The following is a 12,720-nucleotide window of genomic DNA, read 5'->3' on the forward strand; positions in this document are numbered from 1 at the left end:
TCAGGCAAAACGACGGCGATTGTTTTGGGGTTGCTGCGCAACCCAGCGGGGATAAATCCCCTCGCCACAGATGTATTTTCAACTGAGGAATTGTTGAATGCTTACCTTCATTCGCCCGGCCTTGAGCCTGTTACTACTGATGACCCTGATCACCGGTGTCGCGTACCCGCTGGTGGTCACCGGCGTGGCGCAAGTCGCGTTTCCCGCCCAGGCCAACGGCAGCCTGGTCGTCGATGCCGACGGCAAGGTCCGTGGCTCGACGCTGATCGCCCAGGATTTCACCGGCGATGCGTGGTTTCATCCACGGCCGTCGGCCGGTGCCTTCGCCACGGTTGCCAGCGGCGCCAGCAACTTCTCCCCAAGCAATCCGGCTCTGGCCTCGCGGGTGATCGATGACGCCCAAAAACTCCAGGTGCCCGGCCAGGGCCCGGTGCCGCTGGCCTTGCTGACCACCTCCGCCAGCGGGCTGGATCCGCACTTGCCTCCGGCGGCGATTGCCTATCAACTGGCGCGTGTCGCCGCAGCGCGCAACCTGCCGGCCTCGACCTTGCAGCAACTGCTCGACGACAACACCGAGCAATCCTTGGTGGGCCCGCCAGTGGTGAATGTGCTGGCGCTGAACCTGGCGTTGGAAAAACTGTAGAACCTGTGGGAGCGAGCTTGCTAGCGATGAGCGTGTATCAGTCGCTCTCAATGTTGGCTGACCTTCCGCTATCGCGAGCGAGCTCGCTCCCACAGGATGGCTGAACCTATTCGAAACAAGAGAATCCCCAGCATGAGCGACTCCGGCCGCGCCGACGCACTGTTAGCCAATCTGCCCCGTAACGATCGTGGCCGGCTCAAGGTCTTCCTGGGCGCGGCGCCCGGTGTCGGCAAGACCTACGCCATGCTGCAAGCGGCCCACACTCAACTGCGTCAAGGCGTGAAAGTCGTCGCCGGCGTGGTGGAAACCCACGGTCGTGCCGAAACCGAAGCACTGCTCGGCGGTCTGGTGCAGCAACCGTTGGTGCGTTCGGAATATCGCGGCGTCATGCTCGAAGAAATGGATCTCGACGGCCTGCTCGCGGCCCGCCCGGCCCTGGTGCTGGTGGACGAACTGGCCCACAGCAACGCCCCCGGCAGTCGTCATGCCAAACGCTGGCAAGACATCCAGGAACTGCTCGCCGCCGGCATCGATGTCTACACCACCGTCAATGTCCAGCACCTGGAAAGCCTCAACGACCAGGTGCGCGGCATCACCGGAGTGCAGGTGCGCGAGACGCTGCCGGACTGGGTCTTGCAGGAAGCCGATGAACTGCTGTTGATCGACCTGCCATCGCGCGAGCTGCTGGAGCGCCTGCGTGATGGCAAGGTCTATGTGCCGGAGCAGGCGCGAGCGGCGATCGATGCGTTTTTCACCCAGACCAACCTGACCGCGTTGCGTGAGCTGGCCATGCAGACCGCCGCCGCCCAGGTGGACAACGATTTGGCCCAGGGTTATCGGCAACTGGGCCAGGCCGCGCCGGCGGTGCGCGGACGCTTGCTGGTGGGGGTAGGCGCCGACGTGCAGGCCGAGCGTCTGGTGCGCCACGCCAGCCGCGTCGCCCAGCGCCGGCATCTGCCGTGGAGCCTGGTCCACGTAGACAGCGGCGTCGCGCACGACGAGTCATCGCGACAATATCTGCAAAATGCCCAGCAGTTGGCTGAACGCCTCGGCGGCGAAGTGGTGCTGTTGCGGGCCGGCGAAGTCGCCAAGACCTTGATCCAGCACGCCACCGAACGTCGCGCCACGCTACTGTTGGTGGGCCAGTCCCGGCCGCGTTTGCGGCGACGATTGTTCGGCGGTGGCTTGGCTTCACGCTTGCTGCGCGATGCCCGGGGACTGGAAATCAACGTGCTGGACAGCGATGAACAGCCCCGTCCCGCCCGCGTGCGTTCGAACGCCGTCCAGACTGGGTTCGACTATGTGCTGGCGCTGACGGCGACCGTGGCGGCCAGCGCGTTGGCCTGGGGTATTTCAGGGTGGCTGGCGCTGCCCAATATCTCCCTGGTGTTCCTCATGGCAGTGTTGCTGGTGGCGGTACGCAGCAGCCTCGGTCCGGCGCTGGCCTGCGCGGCGCTGTCGTTCCTGGCCTATGACTTCCTGTTCATCCCGCCGAATTTTTCCTTCACCATCCAGCGCGAAGAAGACGTGCTGACCCTGGTTTTTTTCCTGCTGATGGCGGCCCTGACCGGCAATCTGGCGGCCCGTCAGCGCCGACAATTGCAAGCCTTGCGCGACACCCAGCAGGAAACCGGCGAACTGCTCGACCTGTCGCGCAAACTCACTGCCGCCACCGACCGCCAGGCGGTGATCAGCGCCGCCGCGCAGCACCTCAACGGCCTGCACGACTTGCAGCTTTGCCTGCTCAATCGCGACGGCCAGCACGATTGGAAGGTCGAGACGGGCGAGCCGTTGACATTCACCGAGGCCGAACGTGCGGCGGCCGATTGGGCTTGGCAGCATGACCAGCCCGCCGGTGCCGGCACCGGGACGTTGCCCTCCGGACGCTGGTGGTGGTGGCCGCTGTCGGCGGAAGGTGGGCCACTGGGGTTGCTGGGGGTGTGCCCGAACGAAGGCAAGTCGCTGAGCGGCCAGCGTCGGCGTTTACTGGCGGCGCTCAGTCAACCATTGGCCCAGGCGTTGGCCCGGGCGCAACTGGCCCAGGACCTGGAAGCGGCGCGCCTGCACGGTGAAACCGAGCAACTGCGCAGCGCCTTGCTGGCTTCGGTGTCCCATGACTTGCGCACGCCGCTGACGTCCATGCGCGGCAGCATCGACAGCCTGTTGGCGCTGGGGGAGGCGATCCCTCTGGCCGATCGCCGTGAACTGCTCGAAGGCACCCGCGATGAGGCAGAGCGGCTGGATCGCTACATCCAGAACCTGCTGGACATGACCCGTCTTGGCCACGGCGCTCTGAAGCTGGCGCGAGACTGGGTGTCGCCAGCCGATATCGTCGGCAGCGCGCTGAACCGCCTGCGGGCGGTGTTGGCACCGCTGGCGCTCAGTGTCGAGGTGCCCGCTGAATTGCCCTTGCTGTATGTCCATGCGGCGTTGATCGAACAGGCCCTGGTAAACGTGCTGGAGAACGCTGCGCGATTCTCACCCGTTCACGGGCGACTGCTGCTGAGCGCCGGCGTGACCGACAGCGAAGTGTTTTTTGCGGTGGCTGACGAGGGGCCCGGGATCCCTGAGCAAGAGCGAGAGAACATCTTCGACATGTTCTATACCGCCGCGCGCGGCGATCGGGGCGGGCAGGGCACGGGGTTGGGATTGGCCATCTGCCAGGGCATGGTCGGTGCCCATGGCGGGCGAATCAGCGTGGCCGATGGCCTCGACGGGCTCGGCACCTGCATCACGTTGCACCTGCCCTTACAGGCACAACCGGGCATGGACGATGAAGCTTGAGCGGCGCTGCGTTACTCTCGTCCTACCTGCTTGCCTTTTCACCTGATTGCAACGAACGAGCGCCATGAGCCAGACCGCGACCCTTTTGGTCATCGATGACGAACCGCAGATCCGCAAATTCCTGCGCATCAGCCTGAGTTCCCAAGGTTACAAGGTGCTGGAAGCCGGCACCGGTGCTGAAGGGCTTGCCCAAGCGGCGCTGAACAAGCCCGATCTGCTGATACTCGACCTGGGCCTGCCGGACATGGACGGCCAGCAGGTGTTGCGCGAGTTTCGCCAATGGTCGACGGTGCCGGTGCTGGTGCTCTCGGTGCGGGCCAGCGAAGCGCAGAAGGTCGAGGCGTTGGACAATGGTGCCAACGATTACGTGACCAAGCCGTTCGGGATCCAGGAGTTTCTCGCCCGCATCCGCGCCTTGTTGCGCCAGGCCCCGGCTGGCGAGCCGCAGGAAGCCGCGCTGAAGTTCGGCCCGCTGACGGTGGACCTGGCGTATCGACGCGTGCTGCTGGACGGCAGCGAAGTGTCCCTGACTCGCAAGGAGTACGCCGTGCTGGCGCAACTGGCGCGGCACCCGGGGCGGGTCATTACCCAGCAGCAACTGCTCAAGGACATCTGGGGCCCGACCCACACCGAAGACAGTCACTACCTGCGGATCGTGGTCGGCCACCTGCGCCAGAAACTGGCCGACGACCCGACCCGACCGCGGTTCATTGTGACCGAGGCGGGGGTGGGGTATCGGTTGTTGGGGGAGGGTGGGGCTTAGCCTCGAACAGGCTTCAAGTCGTGCACTCATGTGGCGAGGGAGCTTGCTCCCGCTGGGCTGCGCAGCAGCCCCGATACAGCCAACTCAATGAACCTGATACACCGAGCGTGCGGTTTTGGGGGCGCTTCGCACCCCAGCGGGAGCAAGCTCCCTCGCCACAAGGGCTCAGCGATCGTGCTCAGTTCTGGTCACTCTCATACCGATCCAAAGTATCGCTGGCAATCTCCCGCCCCAGTGCGATCAACTCCGGTGCCTTGTAGAACTCGAAGAACCGGCACACCCGTTTCGGCACGTTGATCAGCACGTCCGGCGGGTAGCCGGCGATCTTGTACTGGGCCAGCGAGGTCTGCATCACTTCGAAGCTCTGGTTGATCAAGTCCAGCAACGAGGCCGGGCCGACGTTGTCGATGATGAACGAACCGGTGGCGGATTTCGGTGCGCCTTCGTTCTCTGGCGCGGCGGCCGGTTGTTGGCCTTCGGGCTCGGCCGAGTCGATCCACGGGTTGATGTCAGCGGCTTCGGCCTTCAAGGCTTCCTGCTCCAGCAGCAACAGCTGCTCGGCCTGCTTGCGGCGAAACGGCAGGCGCGATCCCAGGGAGCTGACCAGGGTGTCGAAGCGCCGCCGGAACGCGGCGGGGCGCGGGATCACCGGTAACCGATATTGTTTCTGGTTGGTGGCGTTGAGGTTGACCGCGATGATCAGGTCGCAGTGGCTCGATACCACCGGCACGATCGGCAATGGGTTGAGCAGGCCGCCATCCACCAACATGCGGTTGCCTTGCATCACGGGCGTGAACAGGCTGGGAATCGCCGCCGAGGCGCGCATTGCCTGATGCAGGCAACCTTCCTGGAACCAGATTTCCTGCTGGTTGGTCAGGTCGGTCGCGACGGCGGTGTAGGGGATACGCAATTGTTCAATGTTGATTTCGCCGACGATCTTGCGGATCTGTCCGAAGACCTTTTCGCCACGGATCGCCCCCAGGCGAAAACTGACGTCTACCAGGCGCAGGACGTCCAGATAATCCAGGCTTTCAATCCAGTTGCGGTACTCCTCAAGCTTGCCCGCCGCATAGATCCCACCCACGACCGCGCCCATGGAACAACCGGCGATGCAGGCAATGTCGTAGCCACGTCGTTCGATTTCTTCGATCACCCCGATATGGGCATAGCCCCGGGCGCCACCCGAACCCAATACCAATGCGACACGTTTTGTCATGACCCGGCCTCTTGTCGAACAGATTTCAACAATGCACCCATCGACGACTTGGCTCAATCGTTGTGGCGCACGCGTCGTTTTTTGACACGCCGTGACGGCATTTGCGTATGCTCGGCCACATTTGAATTTACGCGGTCAAGCAAGGCACTTTTCGCCGTTGCCACCGTCTTAATAGCACGACTGTTGACCTGACTTGAGGTGTTATTGATGAAAGCTCGGATCCGCCTGCCCTTGGTGGCTTCTTTGATGGTTTTGGCCCTGGCCGGTTGCGCAGGCAAAACCGCTTACCGCGACAGTTGTGGCAGCCAGCTCGACAGCGCCTGGCGTGAACTGGACCTGGCCAAGGCCGAAGGTTTTGCCGGCACCGTCAGCTACTCCAAGGCCCTGTCCCTGCTGACGGGCGCCAAGACCCAGCAGCAATTCGAAGCGTTCGAAGGCTGCGCCAAGAAAGCCGAGAAGGCGCGTTTCTACATTCGTGAGTCCCGCGCAGGACGATAACGGCAGCGACAAGCCATGAGCTGCAAGCTACAAGTGAAGGGCGCACACCGCTCCTCTCTTGAAGCTTGCAGCTCGACGCTTGGAGCTGCGTACGGAGTACGCCCCATGATCGATCGGCTGGTGGCCCGGATACTGGGCCTGGAAGTCCGCCTGTTGGCCTGTCAGGCCCGCTTGAATGCCCATACCGACAGCGAAGCGCTGCATGACTTGCGGACCACGGTACGCCGTTTGCGCAGCCTGCTTCGTCCATTGCGTGGTTTGCCCGGCGTCGAACAGCTGGAAACGGCTGCTTCGGCGGTCGGCAGCCTGACCACGCCATTGCGCGACCGGGAAGTGTTGGCCGCCTACCTGGAGCAGCATGGCCAGGCCGAGGCGGCGCGGCGACGCCAGGTGCAAATGGCCGAGGCTTACCCCGCCGTGGCCGCGAGTGTTGAACTGGCGCAGTTGCTGATGATCCTCGATGCCTTCCCGCGCTTCATTCGTGCCTCCCAGCGCGAGGGGTTGCTGAAGGGTTTGCGCAAACGCATCGAAAAGCGCTTGGAAAAACAGTGGAAGAAACTCGGCGAAGCCCTGCGCGATCCGGCCCATGACCGCCATCGATTGCGCCTGCTGATCAAGCGCGTGCGCTACGCCATCGAAGCCTACCCTGAACTCGACCGACTGCCCGAAGCGGCCCTGCCCCGGCTCAAATCCGCCCAGGCCGCACTGGGCGACTGGCACGATTGCTGGCAGTGGCTGGCCAGGGCCAAGGAAGAAACCGATCTGCACGCTTGTGTGCCAACCTGGCACGCTGCCATGGAAAAGGCCGAGGCCAAGTCCGACAAGGTGCTCGACAAGCTGATTGCCAGTTGCTTCGAAAAATCCTGAACCCAGCACATCCCCGCTCCCAGCGGTAATGCTGTTCACTTAAGAAAATGATGCACCTGTGGCGAGGGAGCTTGCTCCCGCTCGGCTGCGAAGCAGTCGTAAACCGGCGGGTGCGGTGTGTCTGATGCTGCGCATTTGGCAGATTCAGGGGCCGCTTCGCAGCCCAGCGGGAGCAAGCTCCCTTGCCACGGGTTTGTTGATTGCCTTAAGTGAACACCATTACGCTCCCACAGGGGAAATTCAAGATCCTCGGCTTTTCTGTCAGTCTCTTTGGCCGGAATGAGCCCTGTGCCGCCAGCCCGGGCTGGTTAAGATCCCTTCATCCTTTTCCCTGTTTTCGAGGTCGTCATGCGCTTTTCCGATTTGATCGATGCCGTGCGCCGGCAGCCAGGTGCGGTGAGCATCGCGCCTGAATGGGGCCAGGGGCGGGCCAGTTTTGGCGGGTTGGTGGCGGCGCTGCAATATGAGGCGATGCGTGCCCAAGTGCCGGCGGATCGCCCGGTGCGCTCGCTGGCGATCACCTTTGTCGGCCCGGTCGAACCCGATGTGCCTGTCAGTTTCGAAGTCGACGTATTGCGTGAAGGCAAGGCAGTGAGCCAGGTGCTGGGGCGCGCGGTGCAGAACGGCCAGGTGGTGACCGTGGTGCAAGGCAGTTTCGGCGCATCGCGCTCATCCGTGGTGGCGGTGCAGGCCGATCCCGCGCCAGAATTCAAAAGCGTGGAGCAATGCCAGGAACTGCCTTATGTCAAAGGCGCTACGCCGGAATTCATGCGTCACCTGGCAATGCGCTGGAGTGTTGGCGGCTTGCCGTTCAGCGGCAATAAATCCCGGAGCATGGGCGGCTGGGTGCGCTTGCGCGGTGATGTGCAGGAGGAGCCGCTGAACGAAAGTCATATCCTGGCCTTGGTGGACGCCTGGCCGCCGGCCTTGTTGCCGCACCTTTCGCAAATGGCCCCGGGCAGCACGCTCACGTGGACCATCGAGTTCGTCCAGCCGCTGCTGGACCTCACGACACTGGACTGGTGCAAGTACCTGGCCGAGATCGAGCATGCCCAAGACGGTTACGGCCATGTCGCCGCGAAGTTCTGGAGCGCCGATGGCCGCTTGATCGCCCTGAGTCGGCAGACGGTCACGATCTTTGGCTAAGGCTGCTCCGATCAAGATTTGCTTCGGTCAAGGCTTGCGGTTGTGACGGTGGCGCTCCCGCCAGGCGCGCCACCAGCCACCGCTGAGAAAGAACCGCGGAAAAGTCAGGAACTGTTCCACCAGCAGGCGTGACACGGCATCCTTGCGATCGCTGAACGGCTCGGAGGCCTGGGTCTCCAGGCTGTGTCCGTGACGTTGCAAGCCGAGTGCCGCGAGCAGACCGATGATGCCGATGGCGACATCGCCCAGGCTCAAGCTGAACACCCCCGACACAATCAGCAGAAAAGCGATGATGAACAGCGGCACGGCAATCAGGTGCAACACCAGGTTGGTGGGGTGGCGATGATTGTCTGGGTAGGCGCGCCATTGCCAGGCTGGAAGATTGGGGTGACGTTTGCCCATGATGCTATTCCTTGAACGAAACCGAATAACCCAAGGATAGGTCCGTGCGACCGGGGCGGCGAATGGCGGTTGGCTATCGAGGCGATAGGTGGCCATACAGTTTTGCTGTTGTGACGGGGGTGGGGGAAAGGCTTGCCCGCGATGCAGGCGCCTCGGTTCACCAAGGACCGCATCGCACCCATCGCGGGCAAGCCTTGCTCCCACAGAGGGAATCCCTTCACCACAAGGGAGTCGGGCAAGCCGGCGTTCTACAGTTTGAGCTGCCCGATCGCCTTGCTCAACTCGCCCGCCAACGTCGCCAGTTCATGGCTGGTGGTGGCTGAGTCGACGGTTTGGCGCACGGTGTTCTCGGTCACGTCGCGAATACTCACCACCGCCCGGTTCATTTCCTCGGCGACATGGCTTTGCTGTTCGGCCGCGACAGCGATCTGGGTGTTGCTCTCGCGCATTTGCGCCACCGCTGCGGTGATCTGTGCCAACGCATCGCCGGCCTCGCGGGCCTGTTGCACGCAATCGTCGGCCTTGAGCGAGCTCTCCTGCATGAAGTCCACCGCGTCTCGGGTCCCGGCCTGCAGGGCCGAAACCATGGTGGTGATTTCATCCGTGGAGGTCTGTACCCGCTTGGCCAGGTTGCGCACCTCGTCGGCCACCACGGCAAAGCCTCGGCCCATTTCTCCGGCCCGCGCCGCTTCGATGGCCGCGTTCAGGGCCAGCAGATTGGTTTGTTCGGCGATGCTGTGGATCACACTGACCACGCCGTTGATTTTCTGGCTGTCTTCGGCCAGGCGCTGGATCATTTCGGCGGTCTGCTGCACACCCGAAGACAACCCGGTGATCGACTGTTGCACCCGGGCGACCACGTCGTGACCGTTGCCGGCCAGGGTGTCGGCGGTTTTCGACAGGTCGCGGGTGGCGCCGGCATGCTGGGCGATGTGATAAACCGTGGCGGACATTTCGTTGATCGCCGTGGCTGCCTGATCGGTTTCGCTTTGCTGGCCGAGCATGCCGTGGCGAACATCGTTCATGCTCGACGCCAGGCGCGCGGCACCACTGTCCAACTGCCGGGCGGTGCTGGCAACGGTGTCGACCACCCGTTGATAACCGGCCTGCATGGCGTTGAACGCCGCCGCCATCTGGCCCACTTCGTCCTCGCAGGCCAGGGGCACGCGGGCGGACAGGTCGCCGGTTTTTTCCACGTGCAGCATCACGTCTTTGAGTGTGTTGAGCTGGCTGAGCAAAAAACGGATCAACAACTGCGAAGCGCCGAGCATCGCCAGCATCAACACGAACACGGCTGCTGCGTATTGACTGAAGCGTTCACTGAACACTTGGCTCAGGCTCACACCTTGGGCCAACACGGCGAGTCGTTGGCTTTCACCTCGATGGATCACTTGGGCGCCCAGCAGCGGGTCGTCGCCAAACAGCAGCGCGGTATCGAGTTCGACCCAGCCGTTGGCCTGGGCCAGCGAAGGCAACGGTTGTTCGTTGAGAACGGGGACCTGGTCGCGCGGGAATGCCAGGAGATAGTCGACCTTGGGCAAGGGCGTTCCGGCAGGCCAGGCATCCAGCAGGTGCGCCTGGGCCTGGGCGTTCGCCTGGGCCGCGTGGTTACGCGCCTGCTGTTCGAGGTGCACCGCGTAGAGCACCAGCAGCAAGGTGGTGACAAAGGCGACCGCATTGACCGCCCAGAATTTGTATTTCAGCGAGATATTGCTAAGCCAGGCACCCATGGAAGGTCTTCTCTGATAGCGGAAACAGCATTGGCAAGGTGCCATTATTCTGCCGCTACTCAGGTGACGGGATTTTGATGTGGGTCAACAGGCAACGAAGTCCCTGGGTCTTGATGTGGGCCAATAGTAACCAGCTCCCACAGGGGATGTGTGTTATTCGGAGATGGCCGGCAACCCAAAGAACGCCCGGGCGCAGGCGGTGCTGTGGGCTGCCAGGTCTTCCTGGGTTTCGCCCCGGTGCAAGGCTACTTCACGCAGGACCTCCGTCAGGTAGGCCGGTTCGTTGCGGCCATTCTTGGGTTTGGGCCGCAGCGTGCGGGGCAGCAGGTACGGCGCGTCGCTTTCGAGCATCAGTCGACCGCGGGGAATTTCGCGCACCAACGGGTGCAGGTGCGTGCCCCGGCGTTCGTCACAGATCCAGCCAGTGATGCCGATGTGCAGGTCCAGGTCGAGATAGCTGAACAACGCCTTCTTTTCACCGGTAAAGCAATGCACCACGGCTGCCGGCAACTGATCGCGAAAATCCCGGAGGATGTCCAGCAAGCGCTGATCGGCATCGCGCTCATGCAGGAACACCGGCAATTGCAATTGGATCGCCAAGGCGAGGTGTTCTTCCAGGACCTTTTCCTGTTGTGGCCGGGGGGAGAAGTCTCGGTTGAAATCCAGCCCGCATTCGCCCACCGCGCGCACGCGGCTGTGCATCAGCAGATCCTTGAGGTGTCGGGCGCTGTCGGCGGTCCAGTCGCTGGCGCTGTGGGGGTGAATGCCGGCGGTGGAAAACAGCCGCTCGCCCGTTTCGTCGAGGCGTTGGCACAGCTCCAGAGCCTGTTCGCTGCCCTCGATACTGGTGCCGGTCAAGACCAGTTGGCAGACCCCGGATTCATAGGCGCGCTCGAGCACCGCCTGATGTTTGTCGGCGAAACTGGGGTTGGTCAGGTTGACGCCGATATCGATGAGTTGCATGGTGCTACCTCGGCCCAAAGGCTGGAAAGCATATCAGAGCTGTAGATTTATAAGAAAAGCCAAGAACTACAACGAGTTGAGGCTGTCTGTTAAGGCCGCGAGACACATCGGGTTGGTATAAAAGCCATCACTGTGCCGGTCTTCCGCACTTTTTCAGCGCCCCAGGCGCTCTGTTTCTGTCGACTCAGCCTCGTTTTTCAAGGGAGGCGGTCCGCAGTATTCCTTCCGGAGAGTGGATGACACGTCCCCAGGTATTGCTACTGTTGTGTTGTTCGCTGTTGTTGCCAATGCCGGCCGAGGCGCGGCTGCCCGGGCCGGTGCAGGCGGTGGCGCCGGGCACGGTGCGCGACCTGGCGCAAATCCGCAGCAGCCGTGTGTTGAAGGTTTTGGTCAATCAGAGCCGCAACAGCTCCGGTGAAGTCCAGGGCCAACCCATTGGCGTCGAATACCATCGGTTGCGAGCCTTCGAGCAATACCTCAACGGCCACGCGCGGGATGGCCAGGAAATCACCCTCAAGATCATCCCCATGGCCAAGGACCAACTGCTCGGCGCTTTACAGCGCGGGGAGGGCGATCTGGTAGCACCGGGTGAGTTGCTCGAACTGCAGGCCGGCCATGCGGTCAGCGCCAGCGATCCGATTCGTACCGACGTGCCGTTGCTGCTGGTGGGTATCAAGGGCGAGAAGCGCTACACCCGTGTGGAGCAACTTTCCGGCAAGACCCTGGCCCTGCCCAACGGCAGCGCTGCGGGAGACTCGGTGAGCCAGATCAACCAGAAACTGGCGCTGCTCAAACTGCCGCCGGTGAAGGTCGAATGGGTCGATCCCACCTTGGCTGTAGAGGATGTCCTGGAAATGGTCCAGGGTGGGATTTTCCATTTGACCATCGTCGAGCAGCCCATCGCCGAGCGCTGGAGCAAGATCCTGCCCAAGTTGCGCTTCGACCGGCAGGTGCTGATCGGCGAGCCGAGTGACGAGTATTGGTTCGTTCGCCGTGACGCCGCCATGCTGCGGGCGAGCATCGACCGCTTCCTGGCGACCTACAAGGTGCCCGCCAACGAGGACGCGGCATTCCTGCGTATCTACCGGCGTTTGTACCAGGTCCACTATCCGCTGGCCCGGGCTGATCGCCAGCGTCTGGAAAAACTGCGCCCGGTGCTGCAAAAACATGCCGATGCCCAAGGCATGGACTGGCTCAACCTGGCGGCCCTGGCCTTCAAGGAATCAGCCCTGCAACCTAACGCCCGCAGCGGCACAGGCCCCACCGGCCTGATGCAGATCACCCCCTCGGCGGCTCAGCGGGTCGGCGTCGATAACATCCAGAACCTGGACGCCAATGTGCAGGCTGGCGCCAAGTACCTGGCCCTCATCCGCCGCAAGTTCTTTGCCAGCCCCAAGCTCAACGAGCGCGAACGCATGGCCTTCGTCCTGGCCGCTTACAACATGGGCCCCGAGCGCGTCCAAGGTATGCGAGCCGAGGCCCGACGGCGTGGACTGAACCCCAACCAGTGGTTTTTCCAGGTCGAACGCATTGCCATGGAGCAGGTGGGAATGGGCGCCGTCAGCTACGTTAATAGTGTCAATAAGTACTATTTGGCGTTTGATCGTGAACGAGAGTCGCTGGAACCTGGAGATCAAAAGGTCGCCCAGCGAAAATAATCGATAAATTCGATTTGTATCTCGTATTTTTTGCGCTTTTTGTACAAGTT

General features: G+C 62.6%; 11 protein-coding genes. 7 read left to right on the forward strand and 4 right to left on the reverse strand.

Going from position 1 to position 12,720, the window contains the following annotated elements; genetic code table 11:
- The first annotated feature begins 97 nt into the window (after positions 1-97).
- From kdpC to BLO97_RS10300, 3 genes are all read left to right on the forward strand, one after another.
- The gene (gene kdpC / locus BLO97_RS10290; RefSeq protein WP_063322335.1) at positions 98-643 is read left to right on the forward strand and encodes a potassium-transporting ATPase subunit KdpC; all 546 of its coding nucleotides are present in this window, start codon (positions 98-100) and stop codon (positions 641-643) included.
- A 132-nt stretch (positions 644-775) separates the two neighbouring features.
- Positions 776-3,427, forward strand: a complete 2,652-nt coding sequence (locus BLO97_RS10295) for a sensor histidine kinase (RefSeq protein WP_092345793.1) — start codon at positions 776-778, stop codon at positions 3,425-3,427.
- A gap of 64 nt (positions 3,428-3,491) precedes the next feature.
- The gene (locus BLO97_RS10300) at positions 3,492-4,190 is read left to right on the forward strand and encodes a response regulator (protein WP_092345795.1); all 699 of its coding nucleotides are present in this window, start codon (positions 3,492-3,494) and stop codon (positions 4,188-4,190) included.
- A gap of 178 nt (positions 4,191-4,368) precedes the next feature.
- Here the strand turns inward: BLO97_RS10300 and BLO97_RS10305 are convergent, their stop codons facing one another.
- Positions 4,369-5,406 carry a patatin-like phospholipase family protein gene (locus tag BLO97_RS10305; RefSeq protein ID WP_003199314.1) on the reverse strand — a complete coding sequence of 346 codons (1,038 nt, stop codon included), beginning with the start codon at positions 5,404-5,406 and terminating at the stop codon, positions 4,369-4,371.
- Positions 5,407-5,613: 207 nt separating this feature from the next.
- Between BLO97_RS10305 and BLO97_RS10310 the strand changes: the two genes are divergently transcribed.
- From BLO97_RS10310 to BLO97_RS10320, 3 genes are all read left to right on the forward strand, one after another.
- Entirely contained in the window at positions 5,614-5,904 is a 291-nt protein-coding gene (locus BLO97_RS10310; protein ID WP_057448452.1) for a hypothetical protein, read from the forward strand.
- Between the two features lie 105 nt (positions 5,905-6,009).
- Positions 6,010-6,771 carry a CHAD domain-containing protein gene (locus BLO97_RS10315; RefSeq protein WP_092144852.1) on the forward strand — a complete coding sequence of 254 codons (762 nt, stop codon included), beginning with the start codon at positions 6,010-6,012 and terminating at the stop codon, positions 6,769-6,771.
- A 348-nt stretch (positions 6,772-7,119) separates the two neighbouring features.
- Positions 7,120-7,917, forward strand: a complete 798-nt coding sequence (locus BLO97_RS10320; protein ID WP_092345797.1) for an acyl-CoA thioesterase — start codon at positions 7,120-7,122, stop codon at positions 7,915-7,917.
- A gap of 27 nt (positions 7,918-7,944) precedes the next feature.
- Here BLO97_RS10320 and BLO97_RS10325 read toward each other — a convergent pair whose 3' ends face one another.
- From BLO97_RS10325 to BLO97_RS10335, 3 genes are all read right to left on the reverse strand, one after another.
- Positions 7,945-8,319, reverse strand: a complete 375-nt coding sequence (locus BLO97_RS10325; protein WP_092144848.1) for a terminase — start codon at positions 8,317-8,319, stop codon at positions 7,945-7,947.
- Positions 8,320-8,567: 248 nt separating this feature from the next.
- The gene (locus BLO97_RS10330; protein ID WP_072340551.1) at positions 8,568-10,049 is read right to left on the reverse strand and encodes a methyl-accepting chemotaxis protein; all 1,482 of its coding nucleotides are present in this window, start codon (positions 10,047-10,049) and stop codon (positions 8,568-8,570) included.
- Between the two features lie 153 nt (positions 10,050-10,202).
- Positions 10,203-11,012, reverse strand: a complete 810-nt coding sequence (locus BLO97_RS10335) for a TatD family hydrolase (protein ID WP_092345799.1) — start codon at positions 11,010-11,012, stop codon at positions 10,203-10,205.
- A gap of 236 nt (positions 11,013-11,248) precedes the next feature.
- Here BLO97_RS10335 and BLO97_RS10340 point away from each other — a divergent pair, with 236 nt between their 5' ends.
- Entirely contained in the window at positions 11,249-12,670 is a 1,422-nt protein-coding gene (locus BLO97_RS10340) for an MltF family protein (RefSeq protein ID WP_063322327.1), read from the forward strand.
- Positions 12,671-12,720: the final 50 nt, after the last annotated feature.

Source organism: Pseudomonas sp. NFACC05-1, assembly GCF_900100135.1.
Classification (GTDB): Bacteria; Pseudomonadota; Gammaproteobacteria; order Pseudomonadales; family Pseudomonadaceae; genus Aquipseudomonas; species Aquipseudomonas fluorescens_Q.